16 protein-coding genes and 1 pseudogene are annotated in these 19,777 nt (G+C 73.0%); 16 read left to right on the forward strand and 1 reads right to left on the reverse strand.

Annotated elements, in window-relative coordinates; genetic code table 11:
* Together GA0115240_RS33990 and fusA are read left to right on the forward strand one after the other, a co-directional pair.
* Positions 1–1,235 (forward strand): pyridoxal phosphate-dependent decarboxylase family protein (locus GA0115240_RS33990; protein ID WP_107407263.1); only part of this gene is annotated, 1,235 nt, incomplete at its 5' end.
* A gap of 388 nt (positions 1,236–1,623) precedes the next feature.
* On the forward strand, positions 1,624–3,687 hold the full coding sequence (gene fusA / locus GA0115240_RS33995) for an elongation factor G (RefSeq protein ID WP_256070191.1): 2,064 nt from the start codon (positions 1,624–1,626) through the stop codon (positions 3,685–3,687).
* Positions 3,688–3,785: 98 nt separating this feature from the next.
* On the opposite strand, the gene bldD is transcribed toward fusA, so the two are convergent.
* Positions 3,786–4,286, reverse strand: coding sequence for a transcriptional regulator BldD (bldD, locus tag GA0115240_RS34000; RefSeq protein WP_093742816.1), 501 nt, complete (start codon positions 4,284–4,286; stop codon positions 3,786–3,788).
* 196 nt (positions 4,287–4,482) lie between these two features.
* Here bldD and pyrR point away from each other — a divergent pair, with 196 nt between their 5' ends.
* The 14 genes and pseudogenes from pyrR to GA0115240_RS34070 form a co-directional block, all read left to right on the forward strand.
* Positions 4,483–5,109 carry a bifunctional pyr operon transcriptional regulator/uracil phosphoribosyltransferase PyrR gene (gene pyrR / locus GA0115240_RS34005; protein ID WP_093742818.1) on the forward strand — a complete coding sequence of 209 codons (627 nt, stop codon included), beginning with the start codon at positions 4,483–4,485 and terminating at the stop codon, positions 5,107–5,109.
* 98 nt (positions 5,110–5,207) lie between these two features.
* Positions 5,208–6,257, forward strand: coding sequence for an aspartate carbamoyltransferase catalytic subunit (locus GA0115240_RS34010; protein ID WP_256070192.1), 1,050 nt, complete (start codon positions 5,208–5,210; stop codon positions 6,255–6,257).
* Positions 6,254–7,546, forward strand: coding sequence for a dihydroorotase (locus GA0115240_RS34015; RefSeq protein ID WP_093742820.1), 1,293 nt, complete (start codon positions 6,254–6,256; stop codon positions 7,544–7,546). Before GA0115240_RS34010 ends, GA0115240_RS34015 begins: the two co-directional genes overlap by 4 nt.
* Positions 7,547–7,554: 8 nt before the next feature.
* Positions 7,555–8,226, forward strand: coding sequence for a PH-like domain-containing protein (locus tag GA0115240_RS34020; protein WP_237555440.1), 672 nt, complete (start codon positions 7,555–7,557; stop codon positions 8,224–8,226).
* Positions 8,223–9,383, forward strand: a complete 1,161-nt coding sequence (gene carA / locus GA0115240_RS34025; RefSeq protein ID WP_093742822.1) for a glutamine-hydrolyzing carbamoyl-phosphate synthase small subunit — start codon at positions 8,223–8,225, stop codon at positions 9,381–9,383. Before GA0115240_RS34020 ends, carA begins: the two co-directional genes overlap by 4 nt.
* Complete coding sequence (gene carB / locus GA0115240_RS34030) at positions 9,376–12,693, forward strand: carbamoyl-phosphate synthase large subunit (protein WP_093742824.1); 3,318 nt, start codon at positions 9,376–9,378, stop codon at positions 12,691–12,693. Before carA ends, carB begins: the two co-directional genes overlap by 8 nt.
* A 218-nt stretch (positions 12,694–12,911) precedes the next feature.
* Positions 12,912–14,021, forward strand: coding sequence for a quinone-dependent dihydroorotate dehydrogenase (locus tag GA0115240_RS34035; RefSeq protein WP_093742826.1), 1,110 nt, complete (start codon positions 12,912–12,914; stop codon positions 14,019–14,021).
* Positions 14,018–14,932 (forward strand): orotidine-5'-phosphate decarboxylase, encoded by a 915-nt coding sequence (pyrF, locus tag GA0115240_RS34040; protein WP_093742828.1) that lies wholly within the window; start codon positions 14,018–14,020, stop codon positions 14,930–14,932. The genes GA0115240_RS34035 and pyrF overlap by 4 nt, the downstream gene beginning before the upstream one ends.
* 258 nt (positions 14,933–15,190) lie before the next feature.
* A complete protein-coding gene (locus tag GA0115240_RS34045) occupies positions 15,191–15,514 on the forward strand; it encodes an integration host factor (RefSeq protein ID WP_003970367.1) in 324 nt (107 codons plus the stop codon).
* Positions 15,515–15,564: 50 nt separating this feature from the next.
* The gene (gene gmk / locus GA0115240_RS34050) at positions 15,565–16,188 is read left to right on the forward strand and encodes a guanylate kinase (protein WP_093742830.1); all 624 of its coding nucleotides are present in this window, start codon (positions 15,565–15,567) and stop codon (positions 16,186–16,188) included.
* A 44-nt stretch (positions 16,189–16,232) separates the two neighbouring features.
* A complete protein-coding gene (rpoZ, locus tag GA0115240_RS34055) occupies positions 16,233–16,508 on the forward strand; it encodes a DNA-directed RNA polymerase subunit omega (RefSeq protein ID WP_093742832.1) in 276 nt (91 codons plus the stop codon).
* 122 nt (positions 16,509–16,630) lie between these two features.
* A complete protein-coding gene (coaBC, locus tag GA0115240_RS34060; RefSeq protein WP_093742834.1) occupies positions 16,631–17,842 on the forward strand; it encodes a bifunctional phosphopantothenoylcysteine decarboxylase/phosphopantothenate--cysteine ligase CoaBC in 1,212 nt (403 codons plus the stop codon).
* A gap of 205 nt (positions 17,843–18,047) precedes the next feature.
* Positions 18,048–19,268 (forward strand): methionine adenosyltransferase, encoded by a 1,221-nt coding sequence (metK, locus tag GA0115240_RS34065; RefSeq protein ID WP_093742836.1) that lies wholly within the window; start codon positions 18,048–18,050, stop codon positions 19,266–19,268.
* A gap of 100 nt (positions 19,269–19,368) precedes the next feature.
* Positions 19,369–19,777: pseudogene (locus GA0115240_RS34070) on the forward strand (primosome assembly protein PriA); the annotation flags it as partial.

Genomic DNA, 19,777 nt, shown 5'->3' on the forward strand with positions numbered 1-19,777 from the left:
CGCTGCTCGGCGGAGGCCCGGAAACGGCCGGCACCTTCACCAGCGGCGGCACCGAGAGCTGCCTGCTGGCCGTGCTCACCGCCCGGGAGCACGCGCGAAGCAGCCGGGGGGTGACCCGGCCGGAGATCGTGCTGCCGGCCACCGCGCACGCCGCCTTCCACAAGGCGGCCCGGCTGTTCGGCCTGACCCCGGTGACCGTGCCGGTGGACCCGCGGACCTTCCGGGTGGCCGCCGCCGACATGGCCGCCGCGCTCACCGGACGTACCGCGCTGGCGGTGGTCTCGGCGCCCTCCTACGCGCACGGCGTCATCGACCCGGTGGCCGAGGTGGCCGCGGCCGCCGCCGAGCGCGGGGTGCTGTGCCATGTGGACGCGTGCATCGGGGGCTGGTATCTGGGGCACCGGCGGCTGGCCCGGGACATCGCGCCGCCGCCCGCCTTCGACCTCGCGGTGCCCGGCGTGACCTCGCTCTCCGTCGATCTGCACAAGTACGGCTACACGCCCAAGGGCGCGTCGGTACTGCTCTTCCGGGACGCCGAACTGCGCCGACAGGGCTGGTTCGCGCACGCCTCCTGGCCGGGCTACCCGGTGGTCAACGCGACCCTGCAGGGCACCAAGTCGGCCGGCCCGCTCGCCGCGGCCTGGGCGGTGCTCCAGCGGGTCGGTCCCGGCGGATACACCGAGCTGGCCCGGCGGGTGCACCGGGCGACCCGTCGGCTCATCGACGGCATCGGGGAAATCGCCGGGCTGCGGGTGCTCGGCGAGCCGGCGGCCTCACTGGTCGCGGTGGCGTCCGCCGATCCCGGGATCGACCCTTTCGTGGTCGCCGACGAGATGCGGCTGCGCGGCTGGTATCTCCAGCCGCAGCCCGCCGTGGCCGGCTCCCCGGCCAATGTGCACCTGACGGTGACCGCGGCGGTCGCCTCCCCCGGGCGGATCGACGAACTGCTGGCCGAGCTGGCCTCGGCCGCCGCCCGCGCCCGCGCCCTCGGCCCGGCCGCGGTGGACCCCGCCGTGGTGGAGCTGGCGTCGGCCCTGGACCCCGACAGCCTCGGCCCGGCCGAGATCGCCCTCGCCCTGGAGGTGGCCGGTGTCTCCGCCGACGGCGCCCTGCCCGAGCGGATGGCCCCCGTGCTGGCCGTCCTGCAGTCCCTGCCGCCCCGGCTGACCGAACGGCTGCTCCCCGAGGTCGTCTCCCGGCTCTACACCGGCTCCGCGCTGGCGGACGCCGGCTGACGGGGGCCGGCGCGAGCGGCCGCCGGCCGGCCGGGGCGGGCACCGGCTGACGCCCGGTCACCTCCCCCCGGTGCGGGGGAAAAACCCGGTGCGGCGGCCGCGCGCCCTTCCCTATCCTCGTCACGACACCGCGCGCCGCCGACCCGTCGCCGCGCGCCTCGACGAGTGAGGGAGACCGGCCATGCGTCAGCGCACCGCCGCGGCTGTCCCTCCGTCACGGCACCGGGTGATTCTGGTGTCCCGGTCCGTCCGGCGCCGGCTGCGCGGCCGGCCCCGGACCACCGCGACGACGAGCTGACCCCGGCCGTCTCCACCAACGCCCCTTGCCGGGCGCTGTCGTCGCACCATCGCGCGCCCTTTTCCGGGACCATTTGAAAGGCCACGGGCCGTGCGCGGACCTCTGCACCCTCATGACGACCACCAGCCGTCCGGCGTCCGCAACGTGGGCATCCTCGCCCATGTCGACGCCGGCAAGACCACCGTCACCGAACGCTTCCTCTATGCCACCGGCGCCACCCACAAGCGCGGCGAGGTGCACGACGGCACCACCGTCACCGACTTCGACCCCCAGGAGCGCGACCGCGGGATCACCATCTTCGCGGCGGCGGTCGCCTGCGACTGGGACGGCCACCGGATCAACCTGATCGACACCCCCGGGCATGTCGACTTCGCCGACGAGGTGGAGCGCTCGCTGCGGGTGCTGGACGGCGCGATCGCGGTGTTCGACGCGGTCGCCGGCGTCGAACCGCAGAGCGAGTCGGTCTGGCGGCAGGCCGACCGCTACCAGGTGCCGAGAATCGCCTTCGTCAACAAGCTGGACCGCATCGGCGCCGACCTCGACAGGGCGGTGGACTCCATCCGGCGGCGGCTGCACCCGGCGCCGCTGGTGGTCCAGCTCCCGATCGGGCGCGAGGACGGCTTCACCGGGGTGGTGGACCTGCCGCGGATGCGGTCCCTGGTGTGGGCCGGCAGCGACGGAAACTGCCGGCCGGGCCCGGTACCCGACGCACTGCGGGACGAGGCGGTCCGCCGCCGCCGGCTGCTGGAGGAGTCGGTGGCCGAACTCCACCCCGGCGCGCTGGACGAGTTCTGCGCGCGCGGCTCGCTCGACGCCGACACGCTGACCGCGGCCCTGCGCGACCTGACCCGTACCGGGGAGGGCCTGGTGGTGCTGTGCGGATCGGCTTACCGCAACCGGGGCATCGAGCCGCTGCTGGACGCCGTGGTGGCCTGTCTGCCGTCGCCCGGGGACCGGCCGGCGGTCCGCGGCGCCTTCGGCGGCGAGGTGCGCGAGCGGGCCGCCGACCCGCGGGCGCCGTTCGCGGCGCTGGTGTTCAAGGTGAACGCGACCGCCACCGGGCGGCTGACGTATCTGCGGGTGTATTCGGGAACGCTGCGGAAGGGGGACACGGTGCTGGACGCGGGCGCGGGGCGCGTCGAGCGGGTCGGCCGCATCCTGCGGGTGCAGGCCGACCGGCACGCGGACGTCGACCGGGCGGTGGCCGGCGACATCGTCGCGGTGGTCGGGGTGAAGGCCGCCGGCGCCGGGGCCACCCTGTGCGCGCCGCAGGCGCCGCTGGTCCTGGAGCCGCCCGGCGGGGCCGAGCCGGTGGTGTCGGTGGCGGTCGAGGCCGGCCGGAACACCGATACCGACCGGCTGGTGACGGCGCTGGCCAGGATGGCGGAGGAGGACCCGTCCCTGGTGGTGCGGACCGATCCGGAGACCGGTCAGACCGTGCTGTCCGGCCGGGGCGAGCTGCATCTGGAGGTCGCGGTGGAAAAGCTCCGGCGCGAGCACGGACTCGACATCCGGGCCGGCCGGCCGCAGGTGGCCTACCGCGAGACCGTCACCCGGGGCGTGTCCGGGCTGCTCTACCGCCACGTCAAGCAGGACGGGGGCGCCGGCCAGTTCGCCCACGTCGTGCTGGACGTGGAGCCGCTGGACGCCGCGGACGGCTTCGTCTTCCGGTCCGCCGTGGTCGGCGGACGGGTGCCGCGCGAGTACGTCCGGGCGGTCGAGGACGGCTGCCGCGACGCCCTGGCCGAGGGGCCGCTCGGCGGTCACCCGGTGACCGGCGTGCGGGTCACGCTGACCGACGGGGTCACCCACCCCAAGGACTCCTCGGAGCCGGCCTTCCGCACGGCGGGCCGGCTGGCGCTGCGGGAGGCGCTGCGCGGCAGCGCGATGGCGCTGCTGGAGCCGGTGGCCGAGCTGACGGTCACCGTGCCCCAGCAGGCCGCGGGCGCGGTGCTGGGCGATCTGGCGGCGCGGCGCGGCCGGATCTCGGCTTCGACCGTGCGGGGTGGGGCGACGGTGATCACCGCGACGGTGCCGCTGGCCGAGCTCTTCGGCTACGCGACCCGGCTGCGCGGCCGGACCCGGGGCCGCGGCACCTTCACCACCCGCCCGGCGGGCTACGCCCCGGCGCCGGGCACGGTACCGGCGCGCTGAGCGGAGCGGACCGGGAGAACGCCGCCGCCCGGGCCGGCCTCGGATGAGGCCGGCCCGGGCGGCGGGACGTTTCTGCACTCAGGGCGTGAGCCGACGGCTCAGGCCTCCTCGTGCTGGACCGCGCGGCGCGCGTCCGCGTCCAGCACACCCCAGGCGATCAGGTGCTCGGTGAGGACCGACGGCGACTGGTCGTAGATCACCGCGAGGGTGCGCAGGTCGTCCTGGCGGATGGAGAGCACCTTGCCGTTGTAGTCCCCGCGCTGGCTCTGGATGGTGGCCGCGTAGCGCTGGAGAGGGCCGGCCTTCTCCGGCGGGACCTGGGACAGCCGCTCCAGGTCGAGCACCAGCTTCGGCGGCGGCTCGGCGGCGCCGCCGGGCGTGGTCCCGGGCAGCAGCTCCTGGACGGGCACTCCGTAGAAGTCGGCCAGCTCGGCGAGTCGCTGCACGGTCACGGCGCGGTCACCGCGCTCGTAGGAGCCCACGACCACTGCCTTCCAGCGGCCCTGGGACTTCTCCTCGACACCGTGCAGAGACAGCCCCTGCTGCGTGCGGATGGCGCGGAGCTTTGCTCCGAGCTGCTTGGCGTAATCGCTGGACATATGGCTCCCCGGACGAAACTCGGTGACTCACTGTGAGGTTACGCAGCGTAATCCGTGCTCGTCAAGCCGAAAGGGTCCGTCTGGTCTCTGACCTGGGCGGGACCGGGTACCCCGATGCCCACCTGATACGCTCGTTCGCGTACCTCTGACGTCCTTTAATACCCGTCCCGTGAGGCGGGGAAGGAGGTCCCGGCCCATGGCCGAAGACCGCACTACCACCGTACCCGCATCCGCCCGCCCGGTGCTGGAAGCCCCGGACATCGCGCGCGTCCTCACCCGGATCGCGCACGAGATCGTGGAGCGCGCCAAGGGCGCCGACGACGTGGTGCTGCTCGGCATCCCGACCCGCGGTGTCTTCCTCGCCCGCCGGCTCGCGGACAAGCTCGCCGAGATCACCGGCCGCAGCGCCGCCGTCGGCTCGCTGGACATCACCATGTACCGCGACGACCTGCGACTGCACCCGCCGCGCGCGCTGGCCCGTACCGAGATCCCCGGCGACGGCATCGACGGCCGGCTGGTCGTCCTGGTGGACGACGTGCTGTTCTCCGGCCGGACGATCCGCGCCGCCCTCGACGCCCTCAACGACATCGGCCGCCCGCGCGCCGTCCAGCTCGCCGTCCTGGTCGACCGCGGCCACCGCGAGCTGCCGATCCGGGCCGACTACGTGGGCAAGAACCTGCCGACATCGCTGCGCGAGACCGTCAAGGTCCTGCTCACCGAGGAGGACGGCCGCGACAGCGTGCTGCTCGGCCAGAAAGCCGAGCGGGACCGGACGGCCCGTCCGGAGACCGTGCCGCCCGCAGGGCCCCCGGCGGACCGCTAGCGCCCTGCCGCCGGCCCCAGCAGGGCCCGGCGCTTCCGCGTGCCCCCGTCCGCCCGACCGCCCCGCTCGCACCCCACGCCACACCCCGGAGCACCCCTGTGAAGCGCCATCTGATCTCGGCCGCCGACCTCACCCGCGACGACGCCCTCCTCGTGCTGGACACCGCCGAGGAGATGGCCCGGGTCGCCGACCGGCCCATCAAGAAACTGCCCACCCTGCGCGGCCGGACCGTCGTCAACCTCTTCTTCGAGGACTCCACCCGGACCCGGATCTCCTTCGAGGCCGCCGCCAAGCGGCTGTCCGCCGACGTCATCAACTTCTCCGCCAAGGGCTCCTCGGTCTCCAAGGGGGAATCCCTCAAGGACACCGCGCTGACCCTGGAGGCGATGGGGGCCGACGCGGTCGTCATCCGCCACCACACCTCCGGCGCCCCGCACCGGCTGGCCACCTCCGGCTGGATCAACTCCTCGGTGGTCAACGCCGGGGACGGCACCCATGAGCACCCCACCCAGGCACTGCTGGACGCCTTCACCATGCGCCGCCACCTGTCGGGCGTGGGCAAGGACCTGGACGGCCGCCGGATCACCGTCGTCGGCGATGTCCTGCACAGCCGGGTGGCGCGGTCCAATGTGCTGCTGCTCACCACCCTGGGCGCCCGCGTCACCCTGGTCGCGCCGCCCACCTTGCTGCCGATCGGCGTCGAGCAGTGGCCGTGCGAGGTGTCGTACGACCTGGACGCGGTGCTCGCCACCTCCGACGCGGTGATGATGCTGCGGGTCCAGCGGGAGCGGATGAACGCCGCCTTCTTCCCCACCGAGCGCGAGTACGCCCGCCGCTACGGCTTGGACGGCGCCCGGATGGCCGCCCTGCCCGAGCACGCCATCGTGATGCACCCCGGACCGATGAACCGCGGGATGGAGATCACCGCCGAGGTCGCCGACTCGCCGCGCTGCACCGCCGTCGAGCAGGTCGCCAACGGTGTCAGCACCCGGATGGCCGTCCTCTACTTGCTGCTGGGCGGCTCCGAGCCGGCCCTCTCCACCGCACCCGGCCCGGCCCGCACCGACATCCCCGCCGGCCCCGCCGCCGAGCCCGCGACCGACCACGCCGCCGGGAACGCCCGCACCGAGGAGAACAATCAACGATGAGCAAGATCCTGATCCGCGGCGCGCGGATCCTCGGCGGCGAGCCCCGGGACGTGCTGATCGACGGCGAGACCATCGCCGCCGTCGGCAGCGGCCTGTCCGACCGTGACGTCGCCACCACCGTCGAGGCGGACGGCGAGATGGTGCTGCTGCCCGGCCTGGTGGACCTGCACACCCACCTGCGCGAGCCCGGCCGGGAGGACTCCGAGACGGTGCTGACCGGCACCCGCGCCGCCGCAGTCGGCGGCTACACCGCCGTGCACGCGATGGCCAACACCTTCCCGGTCGCGGACAGCGCCGGCGTCGTGGAGCAGGTCTGGCGGCTCGGCCGGGAATCCGGCTACTGCGACGTCCAGCCGGTCGGCGCGGTCACCGTCGGCCTCGGCGGCAAGCAGCTCGCCGAACTGGGCGCCATGGCCGACTCCGCGGCCCAGGTGCGCGTCTTCTCCGACGACGGCCGGTGCGTGGACGACGCGGTGATCATGCGGCGCGCGCTGGAGTACGTGAAGGCCTTCGACGGGGTGGTCGCGCAGCACGCCCAGGAGCCCCGGCTCACCGAGGGCGCCCAGATGAACGAGGGCGTCGTCTCCGGCGAACTGGGCCTGACCGGCTGGCCCGCGGTCGCCGAGGAGTCGATCATCGCCCGCGACGTCCTGCTCGCCGCGCACGTCGGCTCCCGGGTGCACATCTGCCACCTGTCCACGGCCGGCTCGGTGGAGATCGTCCGCTGGGCCAAGTCCAAGGGCTGGGACGTGACCGCCGAGGTCACCCCGCACCACCTGCTGCTCACCGACGAACTGGTGCGCACCTACGACCCGGTGTACAAGGTCAACCCGCCGCTGCGCACCGAGGCCGACGTGCTGGCGCTGCGCGAGGCGCTGGCCGACGGCACCATCGACTGCGTGGCCACCGACCACGCCCCGCACCCGCGCGAGGACAAGGACTGCGAGTGGGTCGCCGCCGCCATGGGCATGGTCGGCCTGGAAACCGCGCTGTCCGTGGTGCAGCACACCATGGTGGACACCGGCCTGCTGGACTGGGCGGGCGTCGCCGACCGCATGTCGGCCCGGCCCGCGGTCATCGGCCGGCTCGCCGGACACGGCCGGCCGATCGCGGCGGGCGAGCCCGCGAATCTCGTGCTGCTCCATCCCGCATACCGTGGGACGGTCAATCCCGCGGGCTTCGCCTCCCGCAGCCGCAACACCCCGTACGCGGGCCGCGAGCTGCCGGGCAAGGTGTTCGCCACCTTCCTGCGGGGCCACGCGACGGTTCTGGACGGGAAGCTCACGTGACACCCTCGATGCTGCTCACGCCCCTGGCGGCCGGCCCCGCGCAGGCCGCGGCGAAGCACTCCGCCAAGGTCACCGACTGGGCCGACCGGATCGGCTGGATCGTCGGGCTCGTCCTGTTCGTCACCCTCGTCTACTGGCTGATGCGCCAGGGCTGGCAGTGGCGCCGCACCCTCCAGGGCGGCCTGCCCGGACTGCCGCAGGGCCCCGAGGAGACCGGCCCGGCGCTGCTGGAGTTCCACGGCCGCTACCACGGCAGCACCACCGCGGGACACTGGCTGGACCGGATCGTCGCCCACGGGCTGGGGGTGCGCAGCAAGGTCCGCCTCGTCCTCACCGAGGAGGGGCTGGACGTCGACCGCACCGGCGCGCCCGGCTTCTTCGTGCCCACCGCGGCGCTGCGCGGCGGCCGGCTCGACAAGGCCATCGCCGGCAAGGTGCTCACCGAGGGCGGCCTGCTCGTGGTGACCTGGGAGCACGGCGGCACCCTCATCGACTCCGGTTTCCGCTCCGAGCACGCCGCCGACCACCCCGCGTGGGTCGAGCGCGTCAACGCCCTCAGCGGCGACCGGGCCGTGACCTTCACCGACACCGAGCAGTCCGACACCCGGCGGTCTGACACCGAGCAGACCGACACCGAGCAGTCCGACACCGAGCAGCACGACAAGGAAGGCGCACGATGACGACCTCCGTCCGGGCGGCAAGCGCGCCCGCCGTACTCGTCCTGGAGGACGGCCGCGTCTTCCGCGGCCGTGCCTACGGGGCGGTGGGGGAGACCTTCGGCGAGGCCGTCTTCTCCACCGGCATGACCGGCTACCAGGAGACGCTGACCGACCCCTCGTACCACCGCCAGGTCGTCGTGATGACCGCCCCGCACATCGGCAACACCGGGGTCAACGACGAGGACGCCGAGTCGGGCCGCATCTGGGTGGCCGGCTATGTCGTCCGCGACCCGGCCCGCACCCCCTCCAACTGGCGCTCGCAGCGCTCCCTGGACGAGGAACTCACCGCCCAGGGCGTGGTCGGCATCAGCGGTGTCGACACCCGCGCCCTGACCCGGCACCTGCGCGAGCGCGGCGCTATGCGGGCCGGCATCTTCTCCGGCCCCGCCCTCGGCGGCGCCGCCGGGTCCGCCGCCGACGCGCAACTGCTGGCCCGGGTCCGGCAGGCCCCGGAGATGACCGGCGCCGACCTGTCCGCCGAGGTGGCCACCGAGCAGCCGTACACCGTGCCGGCGATCGGGCCGAAACGCTTCACCGTGGTCGCCCTGGACCTCGGCATCAAGGGCATGACCCCGCACCGGATGGCGCAGCGCGGCATCGAGGTGCGCGTACTGCCCGCCACCGCCACCGTCGAGGACGTCTACGCGGCCGGTCCCGACGGGGTGTTCCTGTCCAACGGCCCCGGCGACCCGGCCGCCACCGACCTCACCGTCATCCGGGCCGTGCTGGACCGCGGCACCCCGCTGTTCGGCATCTGCTTCGGCAACCAGCTGCTCGGCCGCGCGCTCGGCTTCGGCACCTACAAGCTCAAGTACGGCCACCGGGGCATCAACCAGCCGGTGCAGGACCGGGCCACCGGCAAGGTGGAGGTCACCGCGCACAACCACGGCTTCGCGGTGGACGCGCCGCTGGACCGGGTCAGCGACACCCCCTACGGCCGCGCCGAGGTCAGCCACGTCTGCCTCAACGACAACGTGGTCGAGGGGCTGCGGCTGCTCGACCGGCCGGCCTTCAGCGTCCAATACCACCCCGAGGCGGCCGCCGGCCCGCACGACGCCGCGTACCTCTTCGACCGCTTCACCACGCTCATGAGTGATCAGGGAGCCCAGCGTGCCTAAACGCACCGACATCCAGTCCGTCCTGGTCATCGGCTCCGGCCCGATCGTCATCGGCCAGGCCGCCGAGTTCGACTACTCCGGCACCCAGGCCTGCCGGGTGCTCAAGGCCGAGGGCCTGCGGGTGATCCTGGTCAACTCCAACCCGGCCACGATCATGACCGACCCGGAGATCGCCGACGCCACCTATGTCGAGCCGATCACCCCCGAGTTCGTCGAGAAGATCATCGCCAAGGAGCGGCCCGACACCCTGCTGCCGACCCTGGGCGGCCAGACCGCGCTCAACACCGCGATCGCGCTGCACGAGAACGGCGTGCTGGCCAAGTACGGCGTCGAGCTGATCGGCGCCAATGTCGAGGCCATCAACAAGGGCGAGGACCGCGAGCTGTTCAAGGGCGTGGTGGCCGCGGTCCGGGACAAGATCGGGCACGGCGAGTCCGCCCGCTCGGTGATCTGCCACTCCATGGCCGACGTGCTGGCCGGTGTCGGCACCCTCGGCGGCTACCCGGTCGTGGTCCGCCCCTCCTTCACCATGGGCGGCGCCGGCTCCGGCTTCGCGCACGACGAGGAGGAGCTGCGCCGGATCGCCGGCCAGGGCCTGGCGCTGTCGCCCACCACCGAGGTGCTCCTGGAGGAGTCGATCCTCGGCTGGAAGGAGTACGAGCTGGAGCTGATGCGCGACAAGCACGACAACGTCGTGGTCGTCTGCTCCATCGAGAACTTCGACCCGATGGGCGTGCACACCGGCGACTCCATCACCGTCGCCCCCGCGATGACCCTCACCGACCGCGAGTACCAGGTGCTGCGGGACATCGGCATCGCGGTGATCCGCGAGGTCGGCGTCGACACCGGCGGCTGCAACATCCAGTTCGCGGTGGATCCCGAGGACGGCCGGGTCATCGTCATCGAGATGAATCCCCGGGTCTCCCGCTCCTCCGCGCTGGCCTCCAAGGCCACCGGCTTCCCCATCGCCAAGATCGCCGCCCGGCTCGCGGTGGGCTACACCCTGGACGAGATCCCCAACGACATCACCGAGCAGACCCCGGCGTCCTTCGAACCCACCCTGGACTACGTGGTGGTGAAGGTGCCGCGCTTCGCCTTCGAGAAGTTCCCGGCCGCCGACGCCACCCTCACCACCACCATGAAGTCCGTCGGTGAGGCGATGGCGATCGGCCGCAACTTCAGCGAGGCGCTGAACAAGGCGCTGCGCTCGCTGGAGAAGACGGGCTCGCAGTTCGACTTCACCAGCCCGGTGGACCCCGCCGACCGGGCCGCGCTGCTGGCCAAGGCCGCCGTCCCCACCGACGGCCGGATCAACACCGTGATGCTCGCGATCCGGGCCGGCGCCACCGCCCAGCAGGTCTTCGACGCCACCCGGATCGACCCCTGGTTCGTCGACCAGCTCTTCTTGATCAAGGAGTACGCCGACGCGCTGGCCGCCGCCGACCGGCTGGATCCGCAGCTGCTGGCCGACGCCAAGCGGCACGGCTTCTCCGACGCCCAGATCGGCGACATCCGGGGCCTGCGCGAGGACGTCGTCCGCGAGGTCCGGCACGCGCTGGGCATCCGCCCGGTCTACAAGACCGTGGACACCTGCGCCGCCGAATTCGCCGCCCGCACCCCGTACTTCTACTCGTCCTACGACGAGGAGAGCGAGGTCGCGCCCCGCGACAGGCCCGCGGTGATCATTCTCGGCTCCGGTCCCAACCGCATCGGCCAGGGCATCGAGTTCGACTACTCCTGCGTGCACGCCTCCTTCGCGCTGCACGACGCGGGCTACGAGACCGTCATGGTCAACTGCAACCCGGAGACGGTCTCCACCGACTACGACACCTCCGACCGGCTCTACTTCGAGCCGCTCACCTTGGAGGACGTACTGGAGATCGTGCACGCCGAGACGCTGGCCGGCCCGGTGGCCGGCGTCATCGTCCAGCTCGGCGGCCAGACCCCGCTGGGCCTGGCGCAGGCCCTCAAGGACAACGGGGTACCGGTCGTCGGGACGTCGCCGGAGGCGATCCACCTCGCCGAGGACCGCGGCGCCTTCGGCCGGGTGCTCGCCGAGGCCGGCCTGCCCGCGCCCAAGCACGGCACCGCCATCTCCTTCCCCCAGGCCAAGGCGATCGCCGACGAGATCGGCTACCCGGTCCTGGTCCGCCCGTCCTACGTGCTCGGCGGGCGCGGCATGGAGATCGTCTACGACGAGACCCGGCTGTCGGCGTACATCGCCCAGTCCACCGAGATCGGCCCGGACCGGCCGGTCCTGGTCGACCGCTTCCTGGACGACGCCATCGAGATCGACGTGGACGCGCTCTACGACGGCCACGAGCTCTACCTCGGCGGCGTCATGGAGCACATCGAGGAGGCCGGTATCCACTCCGGCGACTCGGCGTGCGCGCTGCCGCCCATCACCCTCGGCGGCCACGACATCAAGCGGCTGCGGGCCTCCACCGAGGCCATCGCCCGCGGGGTGGGGGTGCGCGGGTTGATCAACATCCAGTTCGCCCTGGCCGGCGACGTCCTCTACGTACTGGAGGCCAACCCGCGCGCCTCCCGGACGGTGCCGTTCACCTCCAAGGCGACCGCGGTGCCGCTGGCCAAGGCCGCGGCCCGCATCTCGCTGGGCAGCACGGTGGCCGAACTGCGGGCCGAGGGCCTGCTGCCGGCCACCGGCGACGGGGGTGAACTGCCGCTGGACGCGCCGATCTCGGTCAAGGAGGCGGTGCTGCCGTTCAACCGCTTCCGCGACGTGCAGGGCCGCGGAGTCGACACGGTGCTGGGCCCCGAGATGCGGTCCACCGGTGAGGTGATGGGCATCGACGCGGTGTTCGGCACCGCCTACGCCAAGTCCCAGGCCGCCGCCTACGGGGCGCTGCCGACCAAGGGCCGGGCCTTCATCTCCGTCGCCAACCGCGACAAGCGCGCGCTGATCTTCCCGGCCCGTGCGCTGATCGAGCACGGCTTCGAGCTGCTCGCCACCTCCGGCACCGCCGAGGTGCTGCGGCGCAACGGCATCGAGGCGCGCGTGGTGCGCAAGCAGAGCGAGGGCGTCGGACCCGACGGGGAGCCCACGGTGGTGACCTTGATCCACGAGGGCGAGGTCGACCTCATCGTCAACACCCCCTTCGGCACCGGCGGGCGGCTCGACGGCTACGACATCCGCACGGCCGCGGTCGCCCGCGGGGTGCCGTGCCTGACCACGGTCCAGGCACTGGCGGCGGCGGTCCAGGGCATCGACGCGCTGACGCGGGGCGAGATCGGGGTGCGGTCCTTGCAGGAGCACGCGGAGCAGCTGACCGCGGCCCGCCGCGGCTGACCCGGCGCCCCCGCAGGGGCGCGGGGAACCGCGCGGGCAGCCGGCCACCGGCGGCCGGTGGTCCGGACGCGACAGCAACAGCCCCTTCGGACCGGTGACGACGTGCGGCCGGTCGACAGCTGCTCGCGCGGTTCCTCGCGCCCCTGCAGGGCGCCGCTGGCGGACGCAGCCGCGCCCCGGGGGCGCCCCAGGATCACGACGAGAGGATGAGGCACCGCATGTACCCCCTGCTGTTCCGGCTGGTGTTCCGGCGGATGGACGCCGAGCGGGCGCACCGTCTGGCGTTCGGGTGGATCCGGCTGGCCGTCCGCGTGCCGGTGCTGCGCGGCCTGCTGGCCGCGGTGCTCGCGCCGCGCCACGCGGCGCTGCGCACCGAGGCGCTGGGCCTGCGGATGAACGGGCCGTTCGGTCTGGCGGCCGGCTTCGACAAGAACGCGGTCGCGATCGACGGCATGGCGATGCTCGGCTTCGACCATGTCGAGATCGGCACGGTCACCGGCGAGGGCCAGCCGGGCAACCCCGGGACGCGGCTGTTCCGGCTGCTGCCGGACCGCGCGCTGATCAACCGGATGGGGTTCAACAACGACGGCTCGGCCGCGGTCGCCGCCCGGCTCGCCGCCCGTAAGGCGGTCATCGCGACCACCGTCGGCGTCAACATCGGCAAGACCAAGGCCGTCACCGAAAAGGATGCCGTCGCCGACTACGTGGCCTCCACCGAGCGGCTGGCCGCGCACGCCGACTACCTGGTGGTCAACGTGTCCTCGCCCAACACCCCCGGTCTGCGCGATCTGCAGGCGACCGCCGCGCTGCGCCCGCTGCTCACCGCGGTGCGCGAGGCCGCCGACCGCGCCGCGCCCGGCCGCCGGGTGCCGCTGCTGGTGAAGATCGCCCCCGATCTCGCCGACGAGGACCTGGACGCGGTGGCCGACCTGGCCGTCGAACTCGGCCTGGACGGCATCATCGCCACCAACACCACCGTCGCCCGCGACGGCCTGGGCCTGCGGTCGGCGCCCGACCTGGTGGCGGAGACCGGCGGCCTGTCCGGCGCCCCCCTCAAGGAGCGCTCGCTCCAGGTGCTGCGGCGGCTGTACGCGCGGGTCGGCGACCGGCTGGTGCTGGTCGGGGTCGGCGGTGTCGAGGACGCCGAGGACGCCTGGCAGCGGATCCTGGCCGGCGCCACCCTCGTCCAGGGCTACAGCGCCTTCATCTACCGAGGCCCGTTCTGGATGCGCGCCGTGCACCGCGGCCTGGCCGACCGGCTGGCCGCCGCCCCGTATGCCACCCTCGCCGACGCGGTCGGCGCCGACACCCGGAAGGCCGCCGTATGACCGCCCTGGAATCCGACCGGCGATCCGCCCCCGAGCCCTTCGGCGCCCGGCTGCGCCGCGCCATGGACACCCGCGGACAGCTGTGTGTCGGCATCGATCCGCACGCCTCGCTGCTGTCGGCCTGGGGCCTGGGCGACGACGTGCCGGGCCTGGAGCGCTTCACCATGACGGTGGTGGAGGCACTGGCGGACAGCGTCGCGGTGTTCAAGCCGCAGTCCGCGTTCTTCGAGCGCTTCGGCTCGCGCGGCATCGCGGTGCTGGAACGGGCGGTGGCCGAGGCCCGGCAGGCGGGCGCGCTGGTGCTGATGGACGCCAAGCGCGGCGACATCGGCTCCACCATGGCCGCCTACGCCGCCGCCTTCCTCGACCAGGACGCGCCGCTGTTCTGCGACGCGCTGACGGTCAGCCCCTTCCTCGGCTTCGGTTCGCTGCGCCCGGCGCTGGACGCGGCGCGGATCTCCGGCGCCGGCGTCTTCGTACTGGCGCTGACCTCCAACCCGGAGGGCGCCGAGGTGCAGCGGGCCACCGCGGCCGGCGGCGCCTCGGTCGCCCAGGTGATGCTCGACCACATCGCGGCCGAGAACGCCGGCGCCGAGCCGCTGGGTTCGGTCGGCGCGGTGGTCGGCGCCACCCTCGGCGAGGCCGGCGCCGACCTCGCGGTGAACGGCCCGCTGCTGGCCCCCGGCATCGGCGCGCAGGGCGCGACGCCGGCCGGCCTGCCCGCGGTCTTCGGCGCCGCGGTGGACAACGTGCTGCCGAGCGTCAGCCGGGACGTGCTGCGGCACGGCCCCGATCGGGTGGCTCTGCGGAATGCGGCGGCGGCCTATGCGGACGAGGTCCGCGCCGCCCTCGTGGGAGCGCGCACAAAGCACCGGAACGGCCCGGGTGACGAGGAAAATACAGTCCGGTAAGACGGCAGGAAAACGTCTGGAAAAAGGGCCGGATTCAACCACCTGGCTCATTGACCCCGAAACCTGTTCCGCTTTGCCCCAAATATCCCGCCGGATCGAGTCTGACCAGGACTTTTCATCTGTTCTCGCTGACTTGGACCGTTCGGACCGCTAGTCTCCGACAGGAGCGCGCCGCCCAGGCGCGCCGCGTGTCGCCCTGCAACTGCGGGGCGGACAACGGTCCATATCCGATTGCTCTACATCCGAGGTGACGTAGGCGTGGCACTTCCGCCCCTTACCCCTGAACAGCGCGCTGCCGCGCTCGAAAAGGCCGCCGCGGCTCGCCGGGAGCGCGCCGAGGTCAAGAACCGGCTCAAGCATTCCGGCGCATCCCTGCACGAAGTCATCAAGCAGGGCCAGGAGAACGACGTCATCGGCAAGATGAAGGTCTCCGCGCTGCTCGAATCCCTTCCCGGCGTCGGCAAGGTGCGCGCCAAGCAGATCATGGAGCGGCTCGGCATCTCCGAGAGCCGCCGGGTCCGTGGTCTTGGTTCGAACCAGATCGCTTCGCTGGAGCGAGAGTTCGGCGGCAGCCCGGCCTGACCCACCCTTCGGTGGTCCCGGTGCACCGGGGAACCAGGGATAATCGCTTTATGAGTCCTGCAGTCTCCCGGGGGTCGGCCCACCCCCTCGCTTCGCAGGGGGCCACGCCGGCCCTCCCGGTCGGACACCCGCGGCTGACCGTGCTCTCCGGCCCCTCCGGGGTCGGCAAGAGCACGGTCGTCGCCCACCTGCGTAGCGTGCACCCCCAAGTCTGGCTCTCGGTCTCCGCCACCACCCGCAGGCCGCGGCCCGGCGAGCAGCACGGGGTCCAGTACTTCTTCGTCGACGACGACGAGTTCGACAAACTCGTCGCCAACGGCGAACTGCTGGAGTGGGCCGAGTTCGCCGGTCACCGCTACGGCACCCCGCGCCGAGCCGTGCTCGACAAGCTCGCCGCGGGCGAGCCGGTCCTGCTGGAGATCGATCTGCAGGGCGCCCGGCTTGTCCAGCAGTCGATGCCGGAGGCCCGGCTGGTCTTCCTCGCCCCGCCCAGTTGGGACGAACTGGTCCGCCGGCTCACCGGCCGCGGCACCGAGTCGGCCGCGGTGATCGAGGAGCGGCTGGCCGTGGCCCGGGTGGAACTCGCCGCCGAATCCGAGTTCGACCAGACCCTTGTCAACACCTCCGTCGAGGATGTAGCACGCGAGCTGCTAGCCTTGATGGAGATTGCATGATCAACCGCAGTCTTCTGTCATCCACAAGTAGGGGTAGGTAGAGCGTGTCCTCTTCCATCACCACGCCCGAGGGCATCATCAACCCGCCGATCGATGAGCTGCTCGAAGCCACCGACTCCAAGTACAGCCTGGTGATCTACGCGGCAAAGCGCGCGCGCCAGATCAACGCGTACTACTCCCAGCTCGGCGAGGGCCTGCTGGAGTATGTCGGACCGCTGGTGGACACCCATGTCCACGAGAAGCCGCTTTCCATCGCGCTGCGCGAGATCAACGCCGGCCTGCTGACCTCCGAGGCCGTTGAGGCACCGCCCATCAACTGAGGCGTACGCCACACCACGGGCCCGGCGGGAGCGACCGCCGGGCCCGTGGTGTGTCATGGGGTGCGTGCACGGGTGCGCACCCACGGGCCCCGGCCCGGGCGGGACGGACGGCGGGAGAGACGATGAGCGAGCAGGTCAGGCCCCGGATCGTGCTGGGCGTCAGCGGCGGCATCGCCGCCTACAAGGCCTGCGAGCTGCTGCGGCGGTTCACCGAGTCCGGGCACGACGTACGGGTGGTGCCCACCGACGCCGCGCTGCACTTCGTCGGCGAGGCCACCTGGGCGGCGCTGTCCGGGCACCCGGTCGCCACCCGGGTCTGGAACGACGCGGACCAGGTGCCGCACGTCCGCATCGGACAGCAGGCCGACCTGGTGGTGGTCGCGCCCGCCACCGCCGACACCCTGGCCCGGGCCGCCCACGGCCTGGCCGACGACCTGCTCACCAACACCCTGCTCACCGCCCGCTGCCCCGTGGTCTTCGCCCCCGCGATGCACACCGAGATGTGGCAGCACCCGGCCACCCAGGACAACGTGGCCACCTTGCGCCGCCGCGGCTGCGTCGTCATCGAGCCCGCCGAGGGGCGGCTGACCGGCAAGGACACCGGCAAGGGCCGGCTGCCCGACCCGGCGGAGATCTTCCAGGTCTGCGTGCGGGTGCTGAGCCGCGGCCCGGCCCGGCCCGATCTGGCCGGCCGCCATGTGGTGATCAGCGCCGGCGGCACCCGCGAACCGCTGGATCCGGTGCGCTACCTCGGCAACCGCTCGTCCGGCAAGCAGGGATACGCGCTGGCCCGTACCGCGGTCGCCCGCGGCGCCCGCGTCACCCTGGTGGCCGCCAACACCGGGCTGCCCGATCCGGCCGGCGCCGAGGTGCGGACCGTCGGCACCGCCGAGCAGCTGCGCGAGGCCGTGCTCAAGGCCGCCGCCGACGCCGACGCGGTGGTGATGGCCGCGGCCGTCGCCGACTTCCGGCCCGCTGTCTACGCCGCCGGGAAGATCAAGAAGCAGGACGGCCGGGAGCCCGCGCCGATCGCCCTGGTCCGCAATCCCGACATCCTCGCCGAGCTGTCGTCCGAACGGCCGCGCCCCGGGCAACTCGTGGTCGGCTTCGCCGCCGAGACCGACGACGTCCTGGCCAACGGCCGCGCCAAGCTGGCCCGGAAGGGCTGCGACCTGCTGGTGGTCAACGAGGTCGGGGACGGCAAGGCGTTCGGCACCGAGGACAACGAGGGCGTGGTGCTGGGCGCCGACGGCAGCTCGACCCCCGTGCCGCGCGGCCCGAAGGAAGCCCTCGCCGACCAGGTCTGGGACCTGGTCGCCGCCCGGTTGGCCTGAAGCCGCGTCCGCCCGCCGGATGCTTTTGCCGGGCGCTCCGCCCGGGGTGGTGGACACGGCGGCGCAGGTCGTGACATATCCAAAGGACGAGACGGCCGGATGCGCCCGGCGACTCGGAGGATAAACTAACCGCGGAGGCCGGGCGCAGCCCCGCGCCCTCCACCACACATGTGAGCCAGCAGCCGCTGCAACCCCAGGGAGCGATGTGTCCCGCCGTCTGTTCACCTCGGAGTCCGTCACCGAAGGACATCCCGACAAGATCGCTGACCAGATCAGCGACACCATCCTCGACGCGCTCCTCACGGCCGACCCCACTTCCCGGGTCGCCGTCGAGACGCTGATCACCACCGGCCAGGTGCACATCGCCGGCGAGGTGACGACGACCGCCTACGCGGACATCGCGAGCCTGGTGCGCAACAAGATCCTGGACATCGGCTACGACTCGTCCAAGAAGGGCTTCGACGGCGCCTCCTGCGGCGTCTCGGTGTCCATCGGGGCCCAGTCGCCCGACATCGCCCAGGGCGTCGACACCGCCTACGAAAAGCGCGTCGGGGACGGGGGTGTGGACGAGGAGGACGAGCTCAACAAGCAGGGCGCGGGCGACCAGGGCCTGATGTTCGGCTACGCCTCCGACGAGACGCCCGAGCTGATGCCGCTGCCGATCCACCTGGCCCACCGGCTCGCCCGCCGTCTCACCGAGGTCCGCAAGAACGGCACCATCCCGTACCTGCGCCCGGACGGCAAGACCCAGGTCACCATCGAGTACGACGGCGACAAGGCCGTCCGGCTCGACACCGTGGTGGTCTCCTCGCAGCACGCCTCCGACATCGACCTGGAGTCGCTGCTCGCCCCCGACATCCGCGAGTTCGTGGTGGAGGTCGAGCTGAAGGCGCTGCTCGACGACGGCATCAAGCTCGACACCGAGGGCTACAAGCTGCTGGTCAACCCGACCGGGCGGTTCGAGATCGGCGGCCCGATGGGCGACGCCGGCCTGACCGGTCGCAAGATCATCATCGACACGTACGGCGGTATGGCCCGCCACGGCGGCGGCGCCTTCTCCGGCAAGGACCCGTCCAAGGTCGACCGTTCGGCCGCCTACGCCATGCGCTGGGTCGCCAAGAACGTGGTCGCCGCCGGGCTCGCCGCCCGCTGCGAGGTCCAGGTCGCCTACGCCATCGGCAAGGCCGAGCCGGTCGGCCTGTTCGTGGAGACCTTCGGCACCGAGACCGTCGACGTGGAGAAGATCGAGCTCGCCATCAGCCAGGTCTTCGACCTGCGTCCGGCGGCCATCATCCGCGACCTCGACCTGCTGCGGCCGATCTACGCCCAGACCGCCGCCTACGGCCACTTCGGCCGCGAGCTGCCGGACTTCACCTGGGAGCGCACCGACCGGGTGGACGCGCTGCGCGCCGCCACCGGTCTGTAGTCCCCGTCCGCCGCACGACCCGGGCCCGGCCCCCGCTGACGGGGGCCGGGCCCGGTCGCGCGCGGGCCGCGCTGTCCGTGCTGTCTGGTAGGAAAACAAGGTGAGCGGCGCGAGCGGGCAGGACGAGCGGAGCCCCGGACAGCAGGCGTCCGGCGGCGAGCAGCTCGCGCTCATCCGCGAGACGGTCCGCACCACCCGCGCCAAGCCCCGCACCTGGCGGGGCGCCGCCCTCGCCGAGGGCCTGCCGGTCGCGCGGGTCCTGGTCGACAAGGGCCTGCTGCACCTCGACCAGTTCTTCGACTACGCCGTCCCCGCCGCCATGGACGAGGAGGCCCGGCCGGGTGTGCGGGTCCGGGTCCGGTTCGGCGCGCGGGTGGTCGGCGGGCGCCGCGAGGGCGGCACCCTGCACGACGGCTTCATCGTCGAGCGCCGCACCGACAGCGACTACGCCGGCCCGCTCGCCCCGCTCGCCCAGGTGCTCTCCGCCGAGCCGGTGCTGAGCGCGCCGC

The sequence above is a fragment of the Streptomyces sp. DvalAA-14 genome (assembly GCF_900091855.1).
Lineage (GTDB): Bacteria > Actinomycetota > Actinomycetes > Streptomycetales > Streptomycetaceae > Actinacidiphila.

Excerpts from the sequence above, each read along its gene's own strand:
- pyrR (WP_093742818.1), top strand. The coding sequence starts at position 4,483 with ATGGCCGAAGACCGCACTACCACCGTACCCGCATCCGCCCGCCCGGTG.
- gmk (WP_093742830.1), top strand. The coding sequence starts at position 15,565 with ATGAGTCCTGCAGTCTCCCGGGGGTCGGCCCACCCCCTCGCTTCGCAG.
- coaBC (WP_093742834.1), top strand. The coding sequence starts at position 16,631 with ATGAGCGAGCAGGTCAGGCCCCGGATCGTGCTGGGCGTCAGCGGCGGC.
- GA0115240_RS34035 (WP_093742826.1), top strand. The coding sequence starts at position 12,912 with ATGTACCCCCTGCTGTTCCGGCTGGTGTTCCGGCGGATGGACGCCGAG.
- pyrF (WP_093742828.1), top strand. The coding sequence starts at position 14,018 with ATGACCGCCCTGGAATCCGACCGGCGATCCGCCCCCGAGCCCTTCGGC.
- bldD (WP_093742816.1), bottom strand. The coding sequence starts at position 4,286 with ATGTCCAGCGATTACGCCAAGCAGCTCGGAGCAAAGCTCCGCGCCATC.
- carA (WP_093742822.1), top strand. The coding sequence starts at position 8,223 with ATGACGACCTCCGTCCGGGCGGCAAGCGCGCCCGCCGTACTCGTCCTG.
- GA0115240_RS34015 (WP_093742820.1), top strand. The coding sequence starts at position 6,254 with ATGAGCAAGATCCTGATCCGCGGCGCGCGGATCCTCGGCGGCGAGCCC.
- GA0115240_RS34020 (WP_237555440.1), top strand. The coding sequence starts at position 7,555 with ATGCTGCTCACGCCCCTGGCGGCCGGCCCCGCGCAGGCCGCGGCGAAG.